25 protein-coding genes are annotated in these 24262 nt (G+C 68.8%); 6 read left to right on the top strand and 19 right to left on the bottom strand.

The features are described 5' to 3' along the window. Positions 1–90 precede the first annotated feature (90 nt). Genes ACE3UN_RS04190 through ACE3UN_RS04180 form a run of 3 tightly spaced genes read left to right on the top strand, consistent with a single transcriptional unit; the run spans position 91 to position 2572 of the window. Entirely contained in the window at positions 91–1389 is a 1299-nt protein-coding gene (locus ACE3UN_RS04190) for an O-acetylhomoserine aminocarboxypropyltransferase (protein ID WP_374673655.1), read from the top strand. A 2-nt stretch (positions 1390–1391) separates the two neighbouring features. Continuing rightward, the gene (locus tag ACE3UN_RS04185; protein WP_374673654.1) at positions 1392–2222 is read left to right on the top strand and encodes an alpha/beta fold hydrolase; all 831 of its coding nucleotides are present in this window, start codon (positions 1392–1394) and stop codon (positions 2220–2222) included. Beyond that, on the top strand, positions 2219–2572 hold the full coding sequence (locus ACE3UN_RS04180; RefSeq protein ID WP_374673653.1) for an Mpo1-like protein: 354 nt from the start codon (positions 2219–2221) through the stop codon (positions 2570–2572). The genes ACE3UN_RS04185 and ACE3UN_RS04180 overlap by 4 nt, the downstream gene beginning before the upstream one ends. Before the next feature lie 12 nt (positions 2573–2584). On the opposite strand, the gene ACE3UN_RS04175 is transcribed toward ACE3UN_RS04180, so the two are convergent. Then, positions 2585–3535 (bottom strand): NAD-dependent epimerase/dehydratase family protein, encoded by a 951-nt coding sequence (locus ACE3UN_RS04175; RefSeq protein WP_374673652.1) that lies wholly within the window; start codon positions 3533–3535, stop codon positions 2585–2587. Beyond that, on the bottom strand, positions 3532–4746 hold the full coding sequence (gene kbl / locus ACE3UN_RS04170) for a glycine C-acetyltransferase (protein WP_374673651.1): 1215 nt from the start codon (positions 4744–4746) through the stop codon (positions 3532–3534). Before kbl ends, ACE3UN_RS04175 begins: the two co-directional genes overlap by 4 nt. A gap of 140 nt (positions 4747–4886) precedes the next feature. Here kbl and ACE3UN_RS04165 point away from each other — a divergent pair, with 140 nt between their 5' ends. Next, the gene (locus tag ACE3UN_RS04165; protein WP_374673650.1) at positions 4887–5462 is read left to right on the top strand and encodes a helix-turn-helix domain-containing protein; all 576 of its coding nucleotides are present in this window, start codon (positions 4887–4889) and stop codon (positions 5460–5462) included. Here the strand turns inward: ACE3UN_RS04165 and ACE3UN_RS04160 are convergent, their stop codons facing one another. Continuing rightward, positions 5463–6695: a YihY family inner membrane protein gene (locus tag ACE3UN_RS04160; protein ID WP_374673649.1), complete on the bottom strand. Its 1233-nt coding sequence runs from the start codon at positions 6693–6695 to the stop codon at positions 5463–5465. It abuts the gene before it with no gap. 7 nt (positions 6696–6702) lie between these two features. On the opposite strand from ACE3UN_RS04160, the gene ACE3UN_RS04155 reads away from it, so the two are divergent. Together ACE3UN_RS04155 and ACE3UN_RS04150 are read left to right on the top strand one after the other, a co-directional pair. Next, entirely contained in the window at positions 6703–7119 is a 417-nt protein-coding gene (locus tag ACE3UN_RS04155) for a DUF2069 domain-containing protein (RefSeq protein WP_374673648.1), read from the top strand. Then, the gene (locus ACE3UN_RS04150) at positions 7119–8519 is read left to right on the top strand and encodes an FAD-binding oxidoreductase (protein ID WP_374673647.1); all 1401 of its coding nucleotides are present in this window, start codon (positions 7119–7121) and stop codon (positions 8517–8519) included. The genes ACE3UN_RS04155 and ACE3UN_RS04150 overlap by 1 nt, the downstream gene beginning before the upstream one ends. A 30-nt stretch (positions 8520–8549) precedes the next feature. Here ACE3UN_RS04150 and ACE3UN_RS04145 read toward each other — a convergent pair whose 3' ends face one another. From ACE3UN_RS04145 to ACE3UN_RS04070, 16 genes are read right to left on the bottom strand one after another with little or no spacing between them, the layout of a single operon-like run. Then, positions 8550–9023 carry a DUF1178 family protein gene (locus ACE3UN_RS04145; protein WP_374673646.1) on the bottom strand — a complete coding sequence of 158 codons (474 nt, stop codon included), beginning with the start codon at positions 9021–9023 and terminating at the stop codon, positions 8550–8552. A 21-nt stretch (positions 9024–9044) separates the two neighbouring features. Further along, positions 9045–9629, bottom strand: coding sequence for an NUDIX domain-containing protein (locus ACE3UN_RS04140; RefSeq protein ID WP_374673645.1), 585 nt, complete (start codon positions 9627–9629; stop codon positions 9045–9047). Positions 9630–9642: 13 nt separating this feature from the next. Beyond that, positions 9643–9966 carry a DUF2818 family protein gene (locus ACE3UN_RS04135; protein WP_374673644.1) on the bottom strand — a complete coding sequence of 108 codons (324 nt, stop codon included), beginning with the start codon at positions 9964–9966 and terminating at the stop codon, positions 9643–9645. Between the two features lie 19 nt (positions 9967–9985). Continuing rightward, positions 9986–11503, bottom strand: coding sequence for an NADH-quinone oxidoreductase subunit NuoN (gene nuoN / locus ACE3UN_RS04130; protein ID WP_374673643.1), 1518 nt, complete (start codon positions 11501–11503; stop codon positions 9986–9988). Between the two features lie 22 nt (positions 11504–11525). After that, the gene (locus ACE3UN_RS04125; protein ID WP_374673642.1) at positions 11526–13010 is read right to left on the bottom strand and encodes an NADH-quinone oxidoreductase subunit M; all 1485 of its coding nucleotides are present in this window, start codon (positions 13008–13010) and stop codon (positions 11526–11528) included. 22 nt (positions 13011–13032) lie between these two features. After that, complete coding sequence (nuoL, locus tag ACE3UN_RS04120; RefSeq protein ID WP_374673641.1) at positions 13033–15060, bottom strand: NADH-quinone oxidoreductase subunit L; 2028 nt, start codon at positions 15058–15060, stop codon at positions 13033–13035. 8 nt (positions 15061–15068) lie between these two features. Next, positions 15069–15386: an NADH-quinone oxidoreductase subunit NuoK gene (nuoK, locus tag ACE3UN_RS04115; protein WP_374673640.1), complete on the bottom strand. Its 318-nt coding sequence runs from the start codon at positions 15384–15386 to the stop codon at positions 15069–15071. Continuing rightward, positions 15383–16021, bottom strand: a complete 639-nt coding sequence (locus ACE3UN_RS04110; RefSeq protein WP_374673639.1) for an NADH-quinone oxidoreductase subunit J — start codon at positions 16019–16021, stop codon at positions 15383–15385. The genes nuoK and ACE3UN_RS04110 overlap by 4 nt, the downstream gene beginning before the upstream one ends. A 34-nt stretch (positions 16022–16055) precedes the next feature. Next, positions 16056–16553 (bottom strand): NADH-quinone oxidoreductase subunit NuoI, encoded by a 498-nt coding sequence (gene nuoI / locus ACE3UN_RS04105; RefSeq protein WP_374673638.1) that lies wholly within the window; start codon positions 16551–16553, stop codon positions 16056–16058. Between the two features lie 18 nt (positions 16554–16571). Then, on the bottom strand, positions 16572–17633 hold the full coding sequence (nuoH, locus tag ACE3UN_RS04100; protein ID WP_374673637.1) for an NADH-quinone oxidoreductase subunit NuoH: 1062 nt from the start codon (positions 17631–17633) through the stop codon (positions 16572–16574). A gap of 29 nt (positions 17634–17662) precedes the next feature. Continuing rightward, complete coding sequence (gene nuoG / locus ACE3UN_RS04095; RefSeq protein ID WP_374673636.1) at positions 17663–19981, bottom strand: NADH-quinone oxidoreductase subunit NuoG; 2319 nt, start codon at positions 19979–19981, stop codon at positions 17663–17665. Positions 19982–19993: 12 nt separating this feature from the next. After that, complete coding sequence (gene nuoF, locus ACE3UN_RS04090; protein WP_374673635.1) at positions 19994–21346, bottom strand: NADH-quinone oxidoreductase subunit NuoF; 1353 nt, start codon at positions 21344–21346, stop codon at positions 19994–19996. Between the two features lie 4 nt (positions 21347–21350). Continuing rightward, a complete protein-coding gene (nuoE, locus tag ACE3UN_RS04085) occupies positions 21351–21851 on the bottom strand; it encodes an NADH-quinone oxidoreductase subunit NuoE (protein ID WP_374673634.1) in 501 nt (166 codons plus the stop codon). Further along, entirely contained in the window at positions 21848–23101 is a 1254-nt protein-coding gene (locus ACE3UN_RS04080; RefSeq protein WP_374673633.1) for an NADH-quinone oxidoreductase subunit D, read from the bottom strand. The genes nuoE and ACE3UN_RS04080 overlap by 4 nt, the downstream gene beginning before the upstream one ends. Positions 23102–23120: 19 nt before the next feature. Then, positions 23121–23720 (bottom strand): NADH-quinone oxidoreductase subunit C, encoded by a 600-nt coding sequence (locus ACE3UN_RS04075; RefSeq protein ID WP_374673632.1) that lies wholly within the window; start codon positions 23718–23720, stop codon positions 23121–23123. 16 nt (positions 23721–23736) lie between these two features. Beyond that, positions 23737–24213, bottom strand: a complete 477-nt coding sequence (locus ACE3UN_RS04070; protein ID WP_328577948.1) for an NADH-quinone oxidoreductase subunit B family protein — start codon at positions 24211–24213, stop codon at positions 23737–23739. Between the last annotated feature and the right edge of the window lie 49 nt (positions 24214–24262).

Below are 24262 nucleotides of genomic sequence, written 5' to 3'. Positions count from 1 at the left end.
GTCGGACGGGCGTTCGGGCCGCGATGGGTGACCAACATAGCACACAATGCTTTCGCCACACAGCTACCGGCCACCCGCCACACCCCTCCCATGCCCGGCATTTCCGACCCCGGCTTCGACACCCTGGCGCTGCACGCCGGCGCCGGACCCGACCCCTCCACCGGGGCCCGCGCCCTGCCCATCCACCTGAGCACCTCGTTCGTCTTCGAATCGACCGAGCACGCCGCGTCGCTGTTCAACCTGGAACGCTCCGGTCACGTCTACAGCCGCCTGTCCAACCCCACCACCGCGGTGCTGGAGGAACGGCTGGCGGCGCTGGAAGGCGCCGTGGGCGGCATCGCCACGGCCAGCGGCCAGGCGGCCCTGCACCTGGCGGTGGCCACGCTGGCCGGTGCCGGCTCGCACATCGTGGCCAGCAGCGCGCTCTACGGCGGCTCGCACAACCTGCTGCACTACACGCTGCGCCGATTCGGCATCGAGACCACCTTCGTGCGCCCGCGCGACATCGACGGCTGGCGCGCCGCCATCCGGCCCACCACCCGCCTGCTGCTGGGCGAGACGCTGGGCAACCCGGGCCTGGACGTGCTGGACATCCCCACCGTGTCGGCCATCGCCCACGACCACGGCCTGCCGCTGCTGGTGGATTCCACCTTCACCACGCCCTGGCTGATGCGCCCGCTCGACCACGGCGCCGACCTCGTCTTCCACTCCGCCACCAAGTTCCTCTGCGGCCACGGCACGGTGGTGGGCGGTGTGCTGGTCGACGGCGGCCGCTTCGACTGGTCCGCCAGCCCGCGGTTTCCGGAACTGAACGAGCCGTATGCCGGCTTCCACGGCATGGTGTTCAGCGAGGAGAGCAGCGACGGCGCCTTCCTGCTGCGCGCGCGCCGGGAGGGCCTGCGCGATTTCGGCGCCTGCATGAGCCCGCACACCGCCTGGCTCATCCTGCAGGGCATCGAGACGCTGCCGCTGCGCATGGCACGCCACATCGAGAACACGCGGCAGGTGGTGCAGTGCCTGGCCGCCCACCCCATGGTGGCCGGCGTGGCCTACCCCGAGCTGGACAGCCACCCCGACCAGGCGCTCGCGCGACGCCTGCTGCCCAAGGGCTGCGGCGCCGTCTTCAGCTTCGACCTGAAGGGCGGGCGGGCCCAGGGCCGGGCGTTCATCGAGGCGCTCAAGCTGTTCTCCCACCTGGCCAACGTGGGCGACTGCCGGTCCCTGGTGATCCACCCGGCGTCCACCACCCACTTCCGCATGGACGACGCCGCGCTGGCCCAGGCCGGCATCGGCCCGGGCACGATCCGCCTGTCCATCGGCCTGGAAGACCCGGCCGACCTGATCGACGACCTCAAGCGGGCCCTCAAGGCCGCGGAGAAAGCCGCCTGACCATGAAGCTGACCGTCCAGGGCCGCGAGGCCTATGCCTACACCGGGGGCAAGCCGTTCGACCCCGCGCTGCCCACCGTGCTGTTCATCCACGGCGCGCTGAACGACCACGGCGTGTGGACCCTGCTCGCCCGCTGGTGCGCCCACCACGGCTACGGCGTGCTGGCGGTGGACCTGCCCGGCCACATGCGCAGCGCCGGCCCGGCGCTCACCCGCGTGGAGGACATGGCGGACTGGGTGCTGGCGCTGCTCGACGCGGCCGGCGTCTCGCAGGCTGCGCTGGTGGGCCACAGCATGGGCTCGCTGGTCGCCCTCGAGGCGGCCGGCCGGGCACCCGCGCGTTGCCATGCGCTGGTGATGGTGGGCACGGCCTACCCGATGAAGGTGTCTCCCGCCCTGCTGGAGATGTCGCGGCACGACCCGCTGGCCGCCATCGACCTGGTCACGCAGCTCTCGTTCAGCACCCTGGCACCCAAGCCCGGTTACCCCGGCCCGGGCGTGTGGCTGCGCGGCGGCGGACGGGCGCTGAGCCGGCTGGTGCTGGGCCACCAGGGCGATGCGGCGCTGTTCCACACCGATTTCGCTGCCTGCAACGCCTACGCCGGGGCCGACGCGGCCGCGGCCCGCCTGCAGGCACCGGCCACGCTGATCCTGGGCGCGCGGGATGTGATGACACCGGCCAAGGCCACGGCGGGCCTGGCGCAGGCCCTGAAGGCGGCCGTGCGCACGGTGGGCGCGGGGCACGCCCTGATGGCGGAAGCGCCGGACGCGGTGTTGAATGCCTTGCGGGGTGCGCTGGCGCACGCCGCCGCAGCCAAGGAGCCCGCCCCATGAGCACCACCGCCCCGCCGTCCGCGCCCACTGCCGGGCCCACCGTCGACCCGCGGCAGTTCCGCAGCTTCGCCGAGTTCTACCCCTTCTACCTGGGCGAACACGCCAACCGCACCTGCCGGCGCCTGCATTTCGTCGGCTCCACCGGCGCGCTGGCCTGCCTGGGGGCGCTGCTGGCCACCGGCAACGCCTGGTGGCTGCTGGCCGGGCTGCTGTGCGGCTATGGCTTCGCCTGGCTCGGCCACTTCGGCTTCGAGAAGAACCGCCCCGCCAGCTTCAGCCGCCCGCTCTACAGCTTCATGGGCGACTGGCTGATGTACGCGCAGATCTGGCGCGGCAGGATCCCCTTCTGAGCCGCGCCGTGCTCAGCGAACCTGCGGCGCCAGGTTCCTGAGCATGTCGCGCACCATGGCGCGCAGGTCGTACTCCAGCTGCCAGCCCCAGTCGGTGCGGGCGGCGGCGTCGTCGATGGAGCGCGGCCAGGAGTCGGCGATCGCCTGGCGGAAGTCCGGCGCGTAGTCGATCTGGAAGCCCGGCAGCTCCTCGGCGATGGCCTGCGCGATCTGCGCCGGCGTGAAGCTCACTCCCGCCAGGTTGTAGCCGTGGCGCTCGCGAATCGCATCGGCCGGTGCGTCCATCAGCTCCAGCGTGGCGCGGATGGCGTCGGGCATGTACATCATGGGCAGCGCCGACTCGCTTCCGAGGAAGCTGGTGTAGCGGCGCTCCTTCAGGGCGGCGTGGAAGATCTCCACGGCATAGTCGGTGGTGCCGCCGCCGGGAGGCGTCTTCCAGCTGATGAGCCCGGGGTAGCGGATGGACCGCACGTCCACGCCGTGCATGCGGTGGTACCAGGCGCACCAGCCCTCCCCCGCCAGCTTGGAGATGCCGTACACCGTGGTGGGCTCCATCACCGTCTTCTGCGGCGTGGCGTCTCGCGGCGTGGTGGGGCCGAACGCGGCGATGGAGCTGGGCCAGAACACCTTGTCCAGCCGGTGCGTGCGGGCCAGCTCCAGCACGTTGAGCAGGCCCTTCATGTTCAGGTCCCAGGCCCACATCGGGTGCTGCTCGCCCCGCGCCGACAGGGCCGCCGCCAGGTGATAGACCTGCGTGATGCCGTGGCGCTCGGCCACGGCCGTGAGCGCCGCGGCGTCGGTCACGTCCAACGCCTCGTGCGCCAGCCCGGCGACGCGCCCCTTGGGCGACAGGTCGCTCGTCACCACGGCGGCCTGGCCGTGCCGGCGCGCCAGCTCCTCGGCCAGCTCGGTGCCGATCTGGCCGTTTGCGCCGATGATCAGGATCCTGGGCGTGCCGCTCATTGCGCCGCCCCCTTCACCAGGCCCAGCTCCTGGCCTGCCTGGCGGAACGCCGCCACGGCACGCTCCAGGTCGGCACGGTCATGCGCCGCGCTGAGCTGCACCCGGATGCGGGCCTGGCCCTTGGGCACCACCGGGAAGAAGAAGCCCACGACGTAGACACCCAGCTCCAGCAGGCGGGCGGCGAGCTGCTGGGCCTTCACCGCGTCGTACACCATGATCGGGACGATGGGGTGGTCGCCCGGCTTGATCTCGAACCCCGCGTCGCGGATGGCCTGGCGGAAATAACGGGTGTTCGCGTCCAGCCTGTCGCGCAGCGCCGTGGAGCCCTCCAGCAGGTCCAGCACGGCGATCGACGCGCCCACGATGGCGGGCGCCACGGTGTTGGAGAACAGGTAGGGACGCGAACGTTGGCGCAGCAGGTCCACCACCTCCTGGCGTGCGGCGGTGAAGCCGCCCGAGGCGCCGCCCAGCGCCTTGCCCAGCGTGCCGGTGATGATGTCGATCTTGCCGAACACGCCGCGGTACTCCGGCGTGCCGCGGCCCGTGGCACCCAGGAAGCCGCTGGCGTGGCATTCGTCGATGCCCAGCAGCGCGCCGTGGCGGTCGCACAGGGCACGGATCTCGTCCAGGCGCGCGATGGTGCCGTCCATGGAGAACACGCCGTCGGTGAACACCAGCGTGAAGCGGGCGCCCTTCTCGTTCGCCTCCTTCAGGCAGCGCTCCAGGTCGGCCAGGTCGTTGTGCTTGTAGCGCCAGCGCTGCGCCTTGCACAGGCGGATGCCGTCGATGATGGACGCGTGGTTGAGCTCGTCGCTGATGATGGCGTCCGCCTCGCCCAGCAGCGGCTCGAACAGGCCGCCGTTGGCGTCGAAGGCGGCGGCGTAGAGGATGGCGTCCTCGGTGCCCACGAAGCGCGCGATGCGCTGCTCCAGCGTCTTGTGGATGTCCTGCGTGCCGCAGATGAAGCGCACGGAGCTCAGGCCGTAGCCGTGCGTGCGCAGCGCGTCATGGGCCGCCTCCACCACCGCGGGGTGGCTGGACAGGCCCAGGTAGTTGTTGGCGCACAGGTTGATCACCTCGCGCCCATCCGTGGTGCGCACATGCGCGCCCTGCGGCGTGGCGATGACGCGCTCGGTCTTGTACAGGCCCGCCTCGCGGATGCCTTGCAGCTCGGCGCGCAGGTGGGCGTAAAAGTCGTCGGTGCTGGCCATGGTGTCCTCGGTGCAGCTTGGGGCAGAATCCGGTCGACGCGTTCGATGCGTTCGATCGATTTCGTCTTTGTTCGCTATATCGAACTGGCGTGCAGTATCTTAAACACGCGACCGCCGGTCAAGCGGTGTCGCCACCGACCATGAGCCGCACCGCTCCCGAGCCACCCCGCGTCGGCGAAACGCTGGCCGTCCTGCGCCAGGAGCGCAGCATGTCCCTGGACGAGCTGTCGCGCCAGGCCGGGGTGTCCAAATCCATGCTGTCGCAGATCGAGCGCAACCAGGCCAACCCCACGGTGGCGGTCGTCTGGCGCCTGTCGAACGCGCTCGGCGTGCCCATGGCGCAGCTGCTGGAGGGCACGCCCCGTCCCGCCCCGCCGGCCATCGCCACCGTGGCCTCCCACGCCACCCCGTCGCTGCGCACGCCCGACGGCCTGGGCGAGCTGCGCATCCTGGGGCCCATCGACCTGGCCGGGCAGTTCGAGTGGTATGAGCTCAGCCTGCAGCCGGGCGGTGCGCTGGAGTCGCAGGCCCATGAGCCAGGCACGCGGGAGCACCTGAGCGTGCTCTCGGGCTCCCTGCAGGTGCAATCGGCGGAGGCGATCACCGCCTTGCAGGTCGGCGAGACCGCACGCTATGCGGTGGATCAGCCGCACGCCATCCGCAACCCCGGCGCCGTCCCGGCCGTCGGGCTGCTGGTCGTCGTGCACCCCGCCTGATCAGGCCAGCACGTCGGCCAGCATGAGCGCGTCCATGCCGGTCCTCGCCCGGAAGGCCGCCACGCGCGCGTCGGGCTGCAGCAGCAGGTCGTCCACCAGCGGGCCGGCCGGCGTGTTCGCCGGGTCGCACAGCAGCACATAACGCTGGGCGCCGTCTTCGTCGAGCCGGGCCACCCAGTCCTTGGCCGCCAGGGTTTCCAGGATCGGCTCGATCTGGAGCGGATCGACACGCAGCTGCGCCGCGATGGCCAAGGGCTCCGCGCCCCGCTCGGCGCCCTGCCGGGCAGCCGCCAGCACGCGCAACACGCCCAGCGCCAGCACGAAGCGGTGGCCCGGCGTGTCCAGTTGCCGCACGGCACGCATCTGCAGGCTGGGCGCATAGGCAGCGATCACAGCGCCCATCAGCACGATGACCCAGCCCGTGTACATCCACAGCAGGAAGATGGGCGCGGTGGCGAACGCGCCATAGACCGCCGAGAAGCCGCCGATCGATCCGACATACCAGCCCAGCACACGCTTGGCCACCTCGAAGCCCACGGCCACGAACAGCGCGCCGGCGGTGGCGTGGCGCCAGCGCACGTGGCAGTTGGGCACGTAGTAGAACAAGCCGGCCATGGTGGCCCCCAGCAGGCCGAACTCGATCACGTCGAAGAGAAAGCGCAGCCCGCCGGGCAGCGCGCCCACCAGGCCCTTGGACGCCGACAGCGCGTAGCTCGTGAGGCTCAGGCTGACGCCCAGCACCAGCGGACCCAGGGTGATCGCGGCCCAGTAGACGAGCACCCGCTGGGCCAGCGGACGCGGCTCGCGCACGCGCCAGATGGCGTTGAGGGTGCGGTCGATCGTCATCATCAGCGCGAGCGCGCTCACGACCAGCGCGACCAGGCCGGCGCCGCCCAGCTTGTGCGCCTTGTTGGCGAACTGGTTGAGCGCGGCCATCACCGGCTTGGCGATGTTGTCGGGCACCAGGCTCTGCAGGAAGTAGCGCTGCAGCGCGTCCTGGAAGCTGGAGAACATCGGGAAGGCCGTGAACAGCGCGAGGGCCACGGTCAGCAGCGGAACCAGCGCGATCAGGGTGGTGAAGGTCAGGCTGCCCGCCGTCTGGCCGAGCCGGTCCTCGCGGAAGCGCTGCCGCAAGGTGTGCAGGGTATCGAACCAGGGCCAGTGGCGCAGCGCATCCAACGCGTCGGCGGCCATGCGTTGCCAGCCGTGGCGCCAGGCATGCGGGAGAATCATGCCGCCTATGATGCCACCCGACTCCCACCCGTCTGCCCCGCACGGCCGCGTCCTGCCGCCGGACGGTCTCACGCGACTGACCCGCCTGCTCGCCATCGGCCTGTTGCTCGCCCTGGTGGCCCACGGCCTGGCGTGGGAGCTGTGGTGGGCGCCCACCGGCCGAGGCACCCTGGCCATCAAGGTGCTGCCGCTGCTGGCCGCCCTGCCCGGCCTGTGGCGCTGGCGCATGTACACCTACCGGTGGCTGAGCCTGCTGGTGTGGCTGTACGTGGCCGAGGGCCTGGTGCGCCTGGGCGGCGACTCCGCCGTGTCGGCCCGCCTGGCTGCGCTGCAGGCGCTGCTGGCCGTGGCCCTGTTCGCGGCCTGTGCCGCTCACGTCCGCTGGCGGCTGCGCCGCGCCGCGGCGTCCTCTACCACTGCCTGATGGATTTCCTCGACACCCTGCGCCGCATCGTCGGCAACGCGCATGTCCTCCACGGTGAGGGCCTGGAGGCCTATGAGGCCGACTGGCGCAAGCGCTACCGCGGCCGCAGCCTGGCCGTCGTGCGGCCCGGCTCCACGGCGGAGGTGGCCGCCGTGGTGCGCGCCTGTGCCGACCAGGGCGTACCGGTCGTGCCGCAGGGGGGCAACACCGGCCTGGTGGGCGGCGGCGTGCCCGACGACAGCGGCCGCCAGGTGCTGCTGCAGCTGGGCCGCCTGCACACCATCCGCGCCGTGGACGTGGACAACCTCACCCTCACCGCGGAGGCCGGCTGCATCCTGCAGGTGGTGCAACAGGCCGCGGCCGAGCACGACCTGCTGTTTCCGCTGAGCCTGGCCGCCGAAGGCAGCTGCAGCATCGGCGGCAACCTGGCGACCAACGCCGGCGGCACCCAGGTGCTGCGCTATGGCAATGCGCGCGAGCTGTGCCTCGGGCTGGAGGTGGTCACGCCGCAGGGCGAGGTCTGGGACGGCCTGCACGGCCTGCGCAAGAACAACACGGGCTACGACCTGCGCGACCTGTACATCGGCAGCGAAGGCACGCTGGGCGTCATCACCGCGGCCACGCTCAAGCTGTTCCCGCGCCCGGCGGCCGTGGTCACCGCCCTGGCCGCCTGCCCGAGCGTGGATGCGGCGGTCGCCCTGCTGAACCGGGCCCGGGCACGCCTGGGGGCCGGGCTCACCGGGTTCGAGCTGATGGAACGGTTCGCCCTGTCGCTGGTGGAGAAGCACTACCCCCACATGCCGCGGCCGCTGCCTTCTGCACCGTGGACCGTGCTGCTGGAGCTGGCGGGCACGGAGGACGAGGCGACCGAGCGCGGGCGCATGGAATCGCTGCTCGGGTGGGCCCTGGAAAGCGCTCTGGTGGACGATGCCGTGGTGGCCGAGAGCATCGCGCAGTCGCGCGCACTGTGGCACCTGCGCGAGTCCATTCCGCTGGCGCAGAGCGAGGAGGGCCTGAACATCAAGCACGACATCGCCCTGCCCGTCTCGGCGATCCCCGGCTTCGTGGCCGCCATGCCCGCCCGCATCGCCCAGGTGGCGCCCGGCGCCCGGGTCGTGTGCTTCGGCCACCTGGGCGACGGCAACCTGCACTACAACGTGCAGGCGCCCGAGGGGGTGCCTGCGCCGCCCTTCCTGGCGGCGCACGAGGACGCGCTCAACGCGCTGGTGTACGACGAGGTGCAGCGGCTGGGCGGCTCGATTTCGGCCGAGCATGGCATCGGCCAGCTCAAGCGGGAGGATCTCCAGGCACGCGGCCACCCGGTGGGGCTGCAGCTGATGCGGGCCGTCAAGGCGGCGTTGGATCCGTCGGGACTGATGAACCCGGGTCGGGTGGTCTGACCGGCTCCGGCCGGCGGCGCGCCGCCCGCCTCAGTGGGCCGGACCGTCGAGGCCCGGCGGCACGGGCAGCGCCACGGTCTCGATGCCTTCGTCGGCCAGGGCCGCGCGCTGCTCCGCGGTGGCCTGCCCGCGGATGCCGCGCGATGGCGCCTCGCCATAGTGGATGCGACGGGCCTCTTCGGTGAAGCGCTCGCCGACGTCCTCCGTGCGTGACATCACATGGCGCACCGCCTGCAGCCACAGCTGCTGCATGGCCACGGCCCCCTCGCCGCCGGGCATGTCGTCGCGGGCCGCGCCATGCGTGGCCGGGCCGGTGGGCTGCTGGGCAGGGGCCGAGGCGCCCAGGTTCAGCCGCGGGGCACTCGGCAGGCGGGTCACGGCCGTGTCGGCGCACAGCGGGCAGGCCACCATCTGGTGCTCCTGCTGGCTGGCGAAGTCGCGCTCGGAGGCGAACCAGCCTTCGAAGGCATGGCCATGGGCGCAGCGCAGATCGAGGACCTTCATGCCGTGCTTATCCGCCAAACGTCAGCGTGTTGCAGGCTGCCAGGACAAGTCCCACTGCCCGGCACGCCATTTCTGCAGCCACAGCAGGCCGATCAGGGTCTTGGCGTCCGTCAGCTCGCTCCGCGAGGCGCGCAGGTCCAGCTCGGCCTCGCTGACGGCGATGACGTCGATGTGCTCGCCATGGTCGAGCTGCCGGTCGCCGTGTTGCAGCCCGCGGGCGAACCAGATCTCGATGAACTCGCTGGAGTAGGCGGCCGCGTTGTGCAGTCGGCCGGCGCAGGCCCACTCCGCGGCGCGGTAGCCGGTTTCCTCCATCAGCTCCCGGCTGGCCGTGACGGCCGTGGCTTCGCCCGGATCGATCTTGCCGGCGGGGAACTCCAGCAGCACCTGGCCGAGCGGGTAGCGGTACTGCCGCTCCATCACCAGGCGGCCATCGTCCAGCAACGGCACGATCACCACGGCGCCGGGGTGCACGATGTACTCGCGCGTGGCCGTGTCACCCGTGGGCAGGCGCACCGTGTCCCGTCGGACGTCCAGGAAGTTGCCGCGCAGCAGGCGCTGGCGGTCCACCGGCACCTCGGCCAGGTGCGTGTCGGCGGACGCCACCGGCGCGCCAGGCTCAGGCGCCTGAGGGCTCACGCGGCGATTGGCGGCGCAGGTAGCGCCACACGAAGCCCGGCGAGGCCAGGGTGAGGAACAGGCACAGGCCCGCCGCGTAGAACTCCCAGCCCTGCGGCGAGCGCTGGCCGATCGAACTCTCCAGCGCCAGCCCGGCCCCCCAGGTGGCCAGGGCGTAGGCCAGCAGTTCCAGCAGCCGCCAGGCGACGCTCTTCACCGCACCGGGGCGCGGCCCCACGACGAACAGCCGTTCATTGACGAAGGGCAGGTTCGCAGCCACCACAGCGACCACCAGCACCCACCACACGGCGGCCCCTTGGCTCATGCGATGCAACCGCCCGGGGTCAGCCCGCCAGCGCGCGCACGACGACGTCGCGGCACAGCGCCATCAGGCCATCGGGCAGCAGGCCCAGCACGAGCGCGGCCGCGCCATTGCAGGCCAGAAGCGCGCCCACCCCACCCCGCGCCTCGACCGCCGGGGTGCCGGCCGGGGCCTCGTCGAAGTACATCACCTTGACGATGCGCAGGTAGTAGTACGCGGCCACCAGGGACAGCAGCACGGCCACGATGGCCAGCACGATGTAGCCCGTCACGTTGGTGGTCACCAGCGCCTGCAGCACGGCGAACTTCGCGTAGAAGCCCACCATCGGCGGCACACCGGCGAGCGAGAACATGAAGATCGTCATCACACCGGCCAGCCAGGGGCTGCGCTTGCCCAGGCCGGCCAGGTCGGCCACCTCTTCGCTCTCGAAGCCGGCGCGCGTGAGGTACATCACCAGACCGAAGGTGCCCAACGTGGTCAGCACGTAGGTGACCATGTAGAACATGGCCGAGCTGTAGCCGTTCGCGGCCGACAGGGTGTTGGAGCCGATCACCGTGGGCGTGAGGCCCAGCAGCATGAAGCCCAGCTGGCCGATGGCCGAGTAGGCGAGCAGCCGCTTGAGGTTGTTCTGCACGATGGCGGCCAGGTTGCCCACCACCAGCGACAGCACCGCCAGCACGATCAGCATCTCCTGCCAGTCGCCGGCCAGCGCGGACAGTCCCTCGACCAGCACGCGGATGGTCACCGCGAAGGCCGCGAGCTTGGGCGCACCGGCGATCATCAGCGTGACCGCCGTCGGCGCGCCCTGGTAGACGTCGGGCACCCACATGTGGAAGGGCACGACGCCGAGCTTGAAGCCCAGGCCCGCCACGACGAACACCACGCCGAAGGTCAGCACGGTCACGTTCATCTGGCCGGACTGCAGCCCGGCCTGGATGGCGTTGAACACCTCGGGCAGGTCGAGCGAGCCGGTGGCGCCGTAGAGCATGGACATGCCGTACAGCAGGAAGCCGCTGGCCAGCGCGCCCAGCACGAAGTACTTCATGGCGGCCTCGGTGGACACCGCATGGTCCCGCCGCAGCGCCACCAGGGCGTACAGCGACAGGCTCATGAGCTCCAGGCCCACGTAGATGACCAGGAAGTTGTTCGCCGAGATCATCACGCTGATGCCCAGCAGCGAGAACAGCGCGAGGGTGAAGAACTCGCCCTTGAGCAGCTCGCGGTCGGCCACGTAGGGGCCGGCATAGGCGAACGTGAGCATCGTGGCCAGCACCGCCGACAGGGCCAGCAGATGGCCCATGGGGTCGGAAACCACCAGGCCCTGCATGCCGTAGACGGACGAGGCCGCGGCCTCGGCGCTCAGCCCGGCCTGCAGCGCCACGCCGTGCATGACGGCCACGATGGCCAGCGACGCCTGCGTCAGCCAGAAGGTCAGCCGGCGCTTGGGGTCGGTCACCGCCAGGTCCACCAGCGCGATCACGCAGGTGGCCACGAGCAGCACGATTTCAGGATAGGAGACGAGCCAGTTCATTTGGGTCATGGTGGGCACTCCGAGCTGGCCCTCAAGGCAGCTGAGGCAGCTTGGGACGCGCCACGTGCTGCAGCAGCTCGGTCACGGACACATGCATCACGTCGGTGAACGGCTTGGGATACAGGCCCATGGCGAGGACCGCGACGGCCAGGATGGCGAGCATCGTGAACTCGCGCGCATTGATGTCCTGCAGCGCCTTCACGTCGTCGTTGGCCACGTCGCCGAAGTAGACGCGCTTGTACATCCAGAGCGTGTAGGCCGCGCCGAAGATCAGCGCCGTGGCGGCCAGCGCACCCAGCCAGAAGTTCACCTGCACCGTGCCCAGGATCACCATCCATTCGCCGATGAAGCCCGCGGTGCCCGGCAGGCCGCAGTTGGCCATCGCGAACAGCAACGCGAAGGCGGCGAACTTGGGCATGGTGTTCACCACCCCGCCGTACGCGGCGATCTCCCGCGAGTGCACGCGGTCGTACAGCACGCCGATGCACAGGAACATGGCACCGGAGACGAAGCCGTGGGAGATCATCTGCACCAGGCCGCCCGACACGCCGAGCTCGTTGAACACGAAGAAGCCCAGTGTGACGAAGCCCATGTGCGCAATGGACGAGTACGCCACCAGCTTCTTCATGTCCTGCTGCACCATGGCCACCAGGCCGATGTAGATCACCGCGACCAGGCTCAGCGCGATGATGAACCAGGCGTACTCGCGGCTGGCATCCGGCGCGATGGGCATGGAGAAGCGCAGGAAGCCGTACGCGCCGAGCTTGAGCATGATGGCCGCCAGCACCACCGAACCGCCGGTCGGCGCTTCCACGTGGGCATCCGGCAGCCAGGTGTGCACCGGCCACATCGGCACCTTCACCGAGAACGCGGCGAAGAAGGCGAAGAACAGGAGTGTCTGCACGCCCAGCGGCAGCGGCAGCTTGTGCCAGGCGAGGATGTCGAAGCTGCCACCCGACTTGTAGTACAGGTAGACCAGCGCGATCAGCATCAGCAGCGAACCGAGCAGCGTGTAGAGGAAGAACTTGAACGCCGCGTATACGCGGCGCGGGCCGCCCCACACGCCGATGATGATGTACATCGGGATCAGGGTGGCCTCGAAGAACACGTAGAACAGCAGGCCGTCCACCGCCGAGAAGACCCCGACCATCAGGCCCGACAGGATCATGAAGGCGCCGAGGTACTGGTGTGCCCGGTCGGTGATGACCTCCCAGGCGGCGATCACCACGATGACGGTGATGAAGGCCGTGAGCAGCACAAACCACACCGAGATGCCGTCGACACCCAGGTGGTAGCGCACGTTGAAGCGCTCGATCCAGGCGAGGTTCTCCTGGAACTGCATCGCGGCCGTGCCCGGGTCGAACCCGGTGATCAGCGGCAGGGTGACCAGGAAGCTCAGCAAGGAGCCGACCAGCGCAATCCAGCGCGCTGCGCCGGGTTGGCTGTCACGGCCCAGCGCCAGGAGCACGACGCCGAAGGCGATCGGCAGCCAGATGGCAACGCTCAAAAGACCCATTCTTGTTCTCCGCCCTCGTCGATCAGCGAGCCACCAGGCTCGTCAGGAAGGGCCACAGTTGCCACGTCATCAGGCCGAAGATGCCGAGTGCCATCACCAGCGCGTACCAGGACAGGTAGCCCGTCTGGATGACGCGCACCATGCCGGCCAACCCGCCCACCGTGCGGGCGGAGCCGTTGACGACGCCATCGATGACAGCCATGTCGCCGCCCTTCCACAGGCCCCGGCCGAGCCCCCGCGCCGCGGCGGCGAGGATGTTCTCGTTGATCCAGTCCATGTAGTACTTGTTCTCGAGCACCTTGACCACCGGGGCCAGGGCGCGGCCGATCGCGGCCGGGATCTCCGGCTTGACCAGGTAGAACACGTACGCCGTGACCACGCCGCCCAGCGCCAGCCAGAACGGAAGCGTCATGAAGCCGTGCAGGGCCATGGCCGTGGCACCGTGCCAGTGACCGGCCAGCTCGGCCATCGCGGCGTGGCCGGGCAGCACCGTGATGGCGTCCTTGAGGAAGTCGCCGAACAGCATGGGCCCGATCGTGAGGAAACCGATGACGACGGAGGGGATCGCCAGCAGCAGCAGCGGCGCCGTCACCACCCAGGGCGACTCGTGCGGCTCGTGGTGCTCGCCATGGTCGTCATGGTGGTCGTGCTCGCCGGGGAACGGCTTGTGGTGGAAGCGCTCCTTGCCGTGGAAGACCAGGAAGTACATGCGGAAGGAGTAGAACGCCGTCACGAACACGCCGGCCACCACCGCGAAGTAGGCGAAGCCGGCGCCCGGGAGGTGGCTGGCATGCACCGCCTCGATGATGGAGTCCTTCGAGTAGAAGCCCGAGAAGAACGGCGTGCCGATCAGGGCCAGCGAACCCAGCAGCGAGGTGATCCAGGTCAGCGGCATGTACTTGCGCAGGCCGCCCATGTTCCGGATGTCCTGGTCGTGGTGCATGCCGATGATCACCGAGCCGGCCGCCAGGAACAGCAGCGCCTTGAAGAACGCGTGCGTCATCAGGTGGAAGACGGCCACGGAGTACGCGGAGGCACCGAGCGCGACGGTCATGTAGCCCAGCTGCGAGAGCGTGGAGTACGCGACCACGCGCTTGATGTCGTTCTGGATGATGCCCAGGAAACCCATGAACAGCGCCGTGATGGCACCGATCACCAGCACGAAGCTCAGCGCGGTGTCGGACAGCTCGAACAGCGGCGACATGCGCGTGACCATGAAGATGCCGGCCGTCACCATGGTGGCGGCATGGATCAGCGCGGAGATCGGCGTCGGGCCTTCCATCGAATCGGGCAGCCACACGTGCAGCGGGAACTGCGCGCTCTTGCCCATGGCGCCGATGAACAGGCAGATGCACGCCACGGTGAGCAGCATCCAGTCGCCACCGAACAGCGGCAGCGGGAACTTCAGGGTGGCCAGTTCACCGGCCTTGGCGAACACCTCGGTGTAGTTCAGCGAGCCTGTGTAGGCCAGCACCAGACCAATGCCGAGAATGAAGCCGAAGTCGCCGACCCGGTTGACCAGGAAGGCCTTCATGTTGGCGAAGATCGCCGTGGGCTTGCGGTACCAGAAGCCGATCAGCAGGTACGACACCAGGCCCACCGCTTCCCAGCCGAAGAACAGCTGCAGGAAGTTGTTGCTCATGACCAGCATGAGCATCGAGAAAGTGAACAGGGAGATGTACGAGAAGAAGCGCTGGTAGCCCGGATCCTCCTCCATGTACCCAATGGTGTAGATGTGCACCATCAGCGACACGAAGGTCACCACGCACATCATCATGGCGGTCAGGCCGTCGATGAGGAAGCCGACCTCCATCTTGAGGCCGCCGAGGTTCATCCACTCGTAGACCGTGGCATTGAAGCGGGCGCCGTCGAGCGCCACGGACTTCAGCACCATGGCCGACACGATGAAGGCCACCAGCACGCCGAGGATGGTGATCAGGTGCGCTCCGCGGCGGCCGATGGCCTTGCCGAACAGGCCGGCCGCGATGGCGCCGGCCAGCGGCGCCAGCGGCACCGTCAGGAGCAGGTTCTGGGACAGTTGTGCAGACATGTTCGACGTCAGCCCTTCAGGGTGTCCAGCTCGTCCACCGCGATCGTGGCGCGATTGCGGAACAGCACGACGAGGATGGCCAGGCCGATGGCCGACTCGGCCGCCGCCACGGTGAGGATGAAGAACACGAACACCTGGCCCGCCATGTCACCCAGGTAGTGGGAGAAGGCGACGAAGTTCATGTTGACCGCCAGCAGCATCAGCTCGATGGCCATCAGCAGCACGATGAGGTTGCGGCGGTTCATGAAGATGCCGACCACCGACAGGGCGAACAGCATGCCGCCCAGCGAGAGGTAGTGGCCGAGGGTGATGCCGGTGCCGGTCATGCCTGGCCTCCTTCGGTGTTCGCGGACGCCGCCGGACGCTCCACCACGGGCGGCATGTGGACCACGCGCAGGCGGTCGCCCTTCTTGACGCGCACCTGCTCGGACGGATTCTGGTAACGGCTGTCCTTGCGCTGGCGCAGCGTGAGCGCGATGGCGGAGATGATGGCCACCAGCAGCAGCACGGCCGCCACCTGCAGCGGGTACAGGTACTCGGTGTAGACCACCTTGCCGAGCGCACGCGTGTTGCTCAGCTCGGCCAGCCCGGCCTCGAGCGGCTTGGCCTCGGGCAGGTTGAAACCGGTCTTCAGCACCAGCGCCATCTCGAGCGCGATGAGCACGCCCACGAACGCGGCCAGCGGGAAGTGGGTCCAGAAGCCCTCGCGGAAGCTGTCGGTGTTGATGTCCAGCATCATCACGACGAAGAGGAACAGCACCATCACGGCGCCCACGTAGACGAGCACGAGCGCGATGGCCAGGAACTCCGCCTTCAGCAGCATCCACACGCACGCCGCATTGAAGAAGGCCAGCACGAGGAACAGCGCCGCGTGGACCGTGCTGCGCGCCGTGATCACACGGAACGACGACACCAGCAGGATCGCGGAGAACAGGTAGAACAGAAAGGAGGTGGTGGTCATGGGATGTATGCGCGAGGAGCGGCCGCTGCGGATGTCAGCGGTACTTCGCGTCGGCCTCCTTGTTCTTGGCGATCTCGGCCTCGTAGCGGTCGCCGATGGCCAGCAGCATGTCCTTGGTGTAGTACAGGTCGCCGCGCTTCTCGCCGTGGTACTCGAGGATGTTGGTCTCGACGATGGAATCGACCGGGCAGCTCTCTTCGCAGAAGCCGCAGAAGATGCACTTCGTCAGGTCGATGTCGTAGCGCGTGGTGCGGCGCGAGCCGTCGGCACGCACGTCCGACTCGATGGTGATGGCCAGCGCCGGGCAGACGGCCTCGCACAGCTTGCAGGCGATGCAGCGCTCCTCGCCGTTCTCGTAGCGGCGCAGTGCGTGCAGCCCGCGGAAGCGCGGCGACAGCGGCGTCTTCTCTTCGGGAAACTGGATGGTGATGGTGGGCGACAGGAAATGGCGCCCGGTGAGCATCAGGCCCTTCCACAGCTCCGTGAGGAGGAAGCTGGAAAAGACGTCCTTGAGGGAAGCGACAGCAGACATCGTGGGGTGCTCCTCGCCTTACTTCCAGATGTTGAAGGGCGACTGGATCCACAGACCCACGACGACCAGCCACACCAGCGTGACGGGGATGAAGATCTTCCAGCCCAGACGCATGATCTGGTCGTAGCGGAAGCGGGGGAACGACGCGCGGACCCACAGGAACATGGTGACCACGGCGAAGGTCTTGATGCCCAGCCAGATCCAGCCCGGGATGAAGCTGAGGAACGCGACCGGCGCATCCCAGCCGCCCAGGAAGAACAGGACGGTGAGGATGGACACGAGCCACATGTTCGCGTACTCGGCCAGGAAGAACATCGCGAACGACATGCCCGAGTACTCGATCATGTGGCCGGCCACGATCTCGGACTCGCCTTCCACCACGTCGAACGGGTGGCGGTTGGTCTCGGCCAGGCCGGAGATGAAGTACACGACGAAGACCGGCAGCAGCGGCAGCCAGTTCCACGAGAGGAAGTTCAGGCCCATGTCGGCGAACTGGCCCGTGGTCTGCTTGGCCACGATGTCCGACAGGTTCATGCTGCCCGACACCATGAGCACGATGACCAGCGCGAAGCCCATGGCGATCTCGTAGCTCACCATCTGTGCCGACGCCCGCAGCGCGCCCAGGAACGCGTACTTCGAGTTGGAGGCCCAGCCGGCGATGATGACGCCATACACCTCCATGGAGGTGATCGCCATCACGAACAGCAGGCCGGCATTGACGTTGGCCACGGCCACCTCGGGCCCGAACGGGATGACCGCCCACGCCGCGAGGGCGGGCATGATGGTCATGATGGGGCCGAGGAAGAACAGGCCCTTGTTGGCGGCCGTCGGGCGAATGATCTCCTTGAAGATCAGCTTGACGGCATCGGCGATCGGCGTGAGCAGGCCGAACGGGCCCACGCGGTTGGGACCCGGACGGATCTGCGACCAGCCGATGGCCTTGCGCTCCCACAGCGTGAGGTAGGCCACGCAACCCATGAGGGGCGCGACCACGGCGACGATCTTGATCAGCGACCAGACGATCGGCCACCAGATGCCGCCCATCAGGGCGAGGCCGGCTTGATTGAAGCTATCGAACATGAGCTATTCCTGCGTCCCGGTTTCCGGCATCAGGCCGCTTCGACGGCGATGGGGCCGAACATGGCGCCCAGGCCGGCCGTGACCAGGTGGCCCGCCGGCACGCGCACGGTGCCTTCGGCCAGCGTGGCGTCCACGCGCGCCGGCAGCACCACCGCCGCGCCGCCTTGCGACACGCGCACCTGGGCGCCCTCGACTAGGCCGAGCTGCGCCCACAGCGCGGCCGGCAGGCTGGCGACCGGCGGCTGCGCATCGTGCGTGGCCTGCAGGGACGCCGCGCGACGCACCAGGGCGTCGGTGGCGTACAGCGGCACGTCGGCGATGCGCTGCAGGCCGGCGCCGGCTTGCCCGGCAGTGGCCGTGGCGGCCACGCGGTTGGACAGCTTCTGCGGCAAGGCCGCGAGGTCGCCGAGGGCCTCGGCGCGGACCTCTTCCACCGACTCCTGGCCGAAGCCGGGCAGGCCGAGCAGGTTGCCCAGCACGCGCAGCACCTTCCACGCCGGCCGGCTGTCGCCCAGACCGCGCACCACGCCGTGGAACGCCTGCAGCCGACCCTCGGCGTTGACGAAGCTGCCACCGGTCTCGGTGAAGGGTGCGATGGGCAGCAGCACGTCGGCGTTCTCGACGGCCGCATCCTTGAAGGGCGTCAGGGCCACCACCAGGCCGGAGCCCTCGAGCGCAGCGCGGGCCGCCGATGCGTCGGCCGCATCCAGCGACGGCTCCACGTTGAGCAGCAGCAGCGCCTTCATCGGGCGGCTCAGCATCTGGCCGGCGTTCAGGCCCGCCTGCGCGGGCTGGGCGCCGACGAGCTGGGCACCGACGCGGTTGGCGCCTTCGGTCAGCACGCCGACCGTGGCGCCGGTCTGTTCACCGATCCACTGGGCCAGGGACAGCAGGGCTGCGGCCTGAGGATGCTGCACGGCCGCGTTGCCCAGCAGTATGGCCTTGCGTTCGCCGGAAAGCAGGGATTGCGCGATCGCCTGGGCAGCCGCCGTGTCATCCGTGCGGCCCGCCATGGGCGACGAGGAACCGGTGGCAGCGCCGACATGGGCTGCCACGTCGGCCAGGGCCTGCAGCCAGTCGGACGGCGCGGCGGTGAGGCGCGAGGCCACCGGCATCGCCCAGTCGTCGTGCACGGCATGCAGGCTCATCACGCGGGCGCCGTGGCGCGCCGCCTGGCGCAGGCGCTGCGCGAACAGCGGGTGGTCCTTGCGCAGGAAGGAGCCCACCACGAGCACGCGGTCCAGCGTGCTCAGCGCGGCGATGGGCATGCCCAGCCACTGGGCGCCCTCGCCCACCGTGAAATCGGCGTGGCGCAGGCGATGGTCGATGTTGTCGCTGCCGAGCCCGCGCACCAGCTTGGCCAGCAGGTGCAGTTCTTCCACGGTGCTGTGCACGCTGCCCAGCGCGCCGATGCCTTCGGCGCCGAACTCGGCCTTCACCCGCTTGAGGCCGTCGGCCACGTAGCCCAGGGCCGTGTTCCAGTCCACGGGCTGCCATTGGCCGCCCTGCTTGATCATGGGCTGGGTCAGCCGGGACTCGCTGTTCAGCGCCTCGTAGCTGAAGCGGTCGCGGTCGGCGATCCAGCACTCGTTGACGGCCTCGTTCTCCAGCGGCAGCACGCGCATCACGCGGTGGTTCTTCACCTGCACGATGAGGTTGGCGCCGGTGGAGTCGTGGGGGCTCACGCTCTTGCGCCGCGACAGCTCCCAGTTGCGGGCCGAGTAGCGGTACGGCTTGCTGGTGATCGCACCGACCGGGCACAGGTCGATCATGTTGCCCGAGAGCTCGGAGTCCACCGTCATCCCCACGAACGTGGTGATCTCGGAGTGCTCCCCACGGTGCTGCATGCCCAGCTCCATGATGCCGGCGATCTCCTGCCCGAAGCGGACGCACCGGGTGCAGTGGATGCAGCGGCTCATCTCCTCCATGGACAGCAGAGGGCCCACGCTCTTGTGGAACACCACGCGCTTTTCTTCCTGGTAGCGCGAGGCGGAGCCGCCGTAGCCCACGGCCAGGTCCTGCAGCTGGCATTCGCCGCCCTGGTCGCAGATCGGGCAGTCCAGCGGGTGGTTGATGAGGAGGAACTCCATCACCGACTTCTGCGCCTTGACCGCCTTGTCGCTCTTGGTGCGCACGACCATGCCCTGGGTGACCGGCGTGGCGCAGGCCGGCATGGGCTTGGGCGCCTTTTCCACGTCCACCAGGCACATGCGGCAGTTGGCCGCGATGGACAGCTTCTTGTGGTAGCAGAAGTGCGGGATGTAGGTGCCGGCCGCGTCGGCGGCATGCATCACCATGCTGCCTTCGGCGACGCTGACCTTCTTGCCGTCGAGTTCGATTTCAACCATGGTGGGAATGCGTCAGGCGTGGGCAGCGTGGGCACCGACCATGCAGGTCTTGTGCTCCACGTGGTAGGCGAACTCGTCGCGGAAGTGCTTGAGCATGCCGCGCACGGGCATGGCCGCCGCGTCGCCGAGCGCGCAGATGGTGCGGCCCATGATGTTCTCGGCCACGTTGTCCAGCAGGGCGAGGTCGTCGGCCCGGCCTTCGCCGTGCTCGATGCGGTTGACCAGGCGCCACAGCCAGCCCGTGCCCTCGCGGCAGGGCGTGCATTGGCCGCAGGACTCGTGCGTATAGAAGTACGACAGGCGCAGCAGGCTGCGCACCATGCAACGGGTGTCGTTCATGACGATGACCGCCCCGGAGCCGAGCATGGAGCCCGCCTTGGCGATGGAGTCATAGTCCATCGTGCAGTCCATCATCACGCCGGCGGGCAGCACCGGGGCGGACGAGCCGCCGGGGATCACGGCCTTGAGCTTGCCGCCCTTGACGCCGCCGGCCATCTCGAGCAGCTGCGCAAAGGGCGTGCCCATGGGGATCTCGTAGTTGCCCGGGCGCTCCACGTCGCCCACCATCGAGAAGATCTTCGTGCCACCGTTGTTCGGCTTGCCGCATTCCAGGTAGGCCTGGCCGCCCTCGCGGATGATCCAGGGCACGGCGGCGAAGGTCTCGGTGTTGTTGATGGTGGTGGGCTTGCCGTACAGGCCGAAGCTCGCCGGGAACGGCGGCTTGAAGCGCGGCTGGCCCTTCTTGCCTTCCAGCGATTCCAGCAGCGCCGTTTCCTCGCCGCAGATGTAGGCGCCGAAGCCATGGTGCGCGTGCAGCTGGAAGCTGAAGCTGCTGCCCAGGATCTGGGCACCCAGCAAACCGGCGGCACGCGCTTCTTCGAGGGCAGCCTCGAAGCGGTCGTACACCTCGAAGATCTCGCCGTGGATGTAGTTGTAGCCCACCGTGATGCCCATGGCATAGGCCGCGATGGCCATGCCCTCGATCACGATGTGCGGGTTGTAGCGCAGGATGTCGCGGTCCTTGCACGTCCCCGGCTCGCCTTCGTCGGAATTGCAGACGAGGTACTTCTGCCCCGGGAACGCACGCGGCATGAAGCTCCACTTCAGGCCCGTGGGGAAGCCGGCACCGCCGCGGCCGCGCAGGCCGCTGGCCTTGACCTCGGCAATCACCTGGTCCGGCGTCATGGGCGTGCCGCCGTCGGCACCCAGCACCTTGCGCAGGGCCTGGTAGCCACCGCGCGCCAGGTAGTCCGCCAGGCGCCAGTTGCTGCCATCCAGGCCGGCGTAGATCTGCGGCTTCACATGGCGGCCATGGAAGCAGGTTTCGAGGCCCGAGGCCTGGAAGCGGGAGAGATCGAGTGCCATGGTGTCAGGCGGCCTTTCCTGCCTCGGCGGCGCGGATCATCGCCAGCATCTCGTCGAGCTTGGCGGGGCTCATGTAGCTGAGCATCTGGCGGTCGTTGACCAGCATCACCGGCGCATCGGCGCAGGCGCCCAGGCACTCGCACTTGGCCACGGTGAACAGGCCGTCGGCGGTCGTGCCCCCGTCGTCGACACCCAGCGCCCGGCACAGGTGCTCCAGCGCATTCTGGCCGTCGCGCAACTGGCACGGCAGGTTGGTGCAGACGTTCAGCTTGTACTTGCCGACCGGCTGCTGGTTGTACATGTTGTAGAAGGTCGTGACCTCACGCACCGCGATGGCGGGCATGCCGAGGTACTCGGCGATGCCGGCCTCGGCCTCGGCCGACACCCAGCCCTGCTCCTGCTGCACGATGGCGAGGCAGGCCATCACGGCCGACTGCTTCTGCTCGGGCGGGTACTTGGCCACTTCCTTGGCGAAGCGCGCCTTGGTGGATTCGCTGAAGCTCATCGATCGATCTCGCCAAACACGATGTCCATGGTCCCGATGATCGCGACGGCGTCGGCGATCATGTGGCCGCGCGCCATCTCGTCGAGCGCCGCCAGATGGGGGAAGCCGGGCGCGCGGATCTTGAGCCGATACGGCTTGTTGGCGCCGTCGCTCACCAGGTAGATGCCGAACTCGCCCTTGGGGTGCTCGACGGCGGCATAGGCCTCGCCTTCCGGCACGTGGAAGCCCTCGGTAAAGAGCTTGAAGTGGTGGATCAGCTCTTCCATGCTCGACTTCATCTCGACGCGCGAAGGCGGTGCCACCTTGTGGTTGTCGGTGATGACCGGGCCGGGGTTCTTGCGCAGCCAGTCGACGCACTGCTTGACGATGCGGTTCGCCTGGCGCATCTCTTCCACACGGACCAGGTAGCGGTCGTAGGTGTCGCCGTTGGTGCCCAGCGGCACGTCGAAGTCCATGCGGTCGTACACGTCGTACGGCTGCGTTTTGCGCAGGTCCCAGGCGATCCCCGAGCCACGCAGCATGGGGCCGGAGAAGCCGAGGTTCAACGCGCGCTCGGGCGACACCACACCGATGCCCACGGTGCGCTGCTTCCAGATGCGGTTATCCGTCAGCAGGGTCTCGTAGTCGTCGACGTTCTTCGGGAACCGGTTGCAGAAGTCCCCGATGAAGTCGAGCAACGACCCCTGCCGGTTCTCGTTCAGCTTGGCGATCGCGCGGGCGTTGCGGATCTTGCTCGGCTGGTACTGCGGCATGCTGTCCGGCAGGTCGCGGTAGACGCCCCCGGGGCGGAAGTACGCCGCGTGCATGCGCGCGCCCGACACCGCCTCGTACATGTCGAAGATGTCCTCACGCTCGCGGAAGCAGTAGATGAGGATGTTCATCGCACCGCAGTCCAGGCCGTGCGCCCCGAGCCACAGCAGGTGGTTCAGGATGCGCGTGAGCTCGGCGAACATCACCCGGATGTACTGCGCGCGCAGCGGCACCTCGATGCCCAGCAGCTTCTCGATGGCCAGGCAGTAGGCATGCTCGTTGGACATCATCGACACGTAGTCGAGACGGTCCATGTAGGGCAGCGACTGGATGAAGGTCTTGCTCTCGGCCAGCTTCTCGGTGGCTCGGTGCAGCAGGCCGATGTGGGGATCGGCACGCTGGATGACCTCGCCGTCGAGCTCGAGCACCAGGCGCAGCACGCCGTGCGCCGCCGGGTGCTGGGGGCCGAAGTTCAGCGTGTAGTTCTTGATTTCTGCCATGTCCGGGATTCCGCGCGGGTCAGTGCAGGCCGCCGTAGTTGTCTTCGCGCACCACGCGGGGCGTGAGCTCGCGCGGCTCGATCGTCACGGGCTGGTAGATCACCCGCCGCGTCTGCTCGTCGTAGCGCATCTCAACATGGCCGGTGGTGGGGAAGTCCTTGCGCATCGGATGGCCGATGAAGCCGTAGTCCGTCAGCAGGCGGCGCAGGTCGGCGTGGCCTTCGAAGATGATCCCGTAGAGATCGAACGCCTCGCGTTCGAACCAGTTGGCGGCGTTCCACACGCCTGTCACGGAGGGCACCATGGGCAGGTCGTCGTCCGGTGCAGCCACCCGCACGCGCAGGCGCCAGTTCAGGGCCACGGACAGCAGGTGCGTCACGACCACGTAGCGGGCACCGTCCCAGGCGCGATCACGCCAGCTGGACATGTCCAGCCCGCACAGGTCGATCAGCTGCTCGAAGCGCAGCGTGGGATCGTCGCGCAGGCGGACGGCCACCTCCGACCAGTCGGCCGCGGCCACCGTGATGGTGATCTCGCCGCGGTCACGCTTGAATTGCCGGATGCGCGCGCCGAGGGCCGCCTCCAGGGCGGCCTGCAGGTTGTCGAGTTTCTGGGTCATGCGAGCGCGCCTCGGGTCAGCGGGCGATGGTGTTTTCGCGGCGGATCTTGGCCTGCAGCTGCAGGATTCCGTAGAGCAGGGCCTCGGCCGTGGGCGGGCAACCCGGGACGTACACGTCGACCGGGACGATGCGGTCGCAGCCGCGCACCACGGAGTAGCTGTAGTGGTAGTAGCCGCCGCCGTTCGCACAGGAGCCCATGCTCAGCACCCAGCGGGGCTCGGCCATCTGGTCGTAGACCTTGCGCAGCGCCGGCGCCATCTTGTTGCACAGCGTGCCGGCGACGATCATCAGGTCGCTTTGCCGCGGGCTCGGGCGGAACAGCATGCCGAAGCGGTCGATGTCGTACCGCGCCGCACCGGCGTGCATCATCTCCACCGCGCAGCAGGCCAGACCGAAGGTCATGGGCCACAACGAACCGGTCTTGGACCAGTTCACCAGCTTGTCGACCGAGGTGGTGACAAAGCCTTCCTTCAGAACGCCTTCGATACCCATCTTATTTCCAGTACGTCCAAGTGAAGCGGGCCGAGCGACGGGCCGCTCC

Source organism: Ideonella sp. (assembly GCF_041918995.1).
Lineage (GTDB): Bacteria > Pseudomonadota > Gammaproteobacteria > Burkholderiales > Burkholderiaceae_C > Ideonella.
This window is presented reverse-complemented; position numbering and strand designations above follow the sequence as displayed.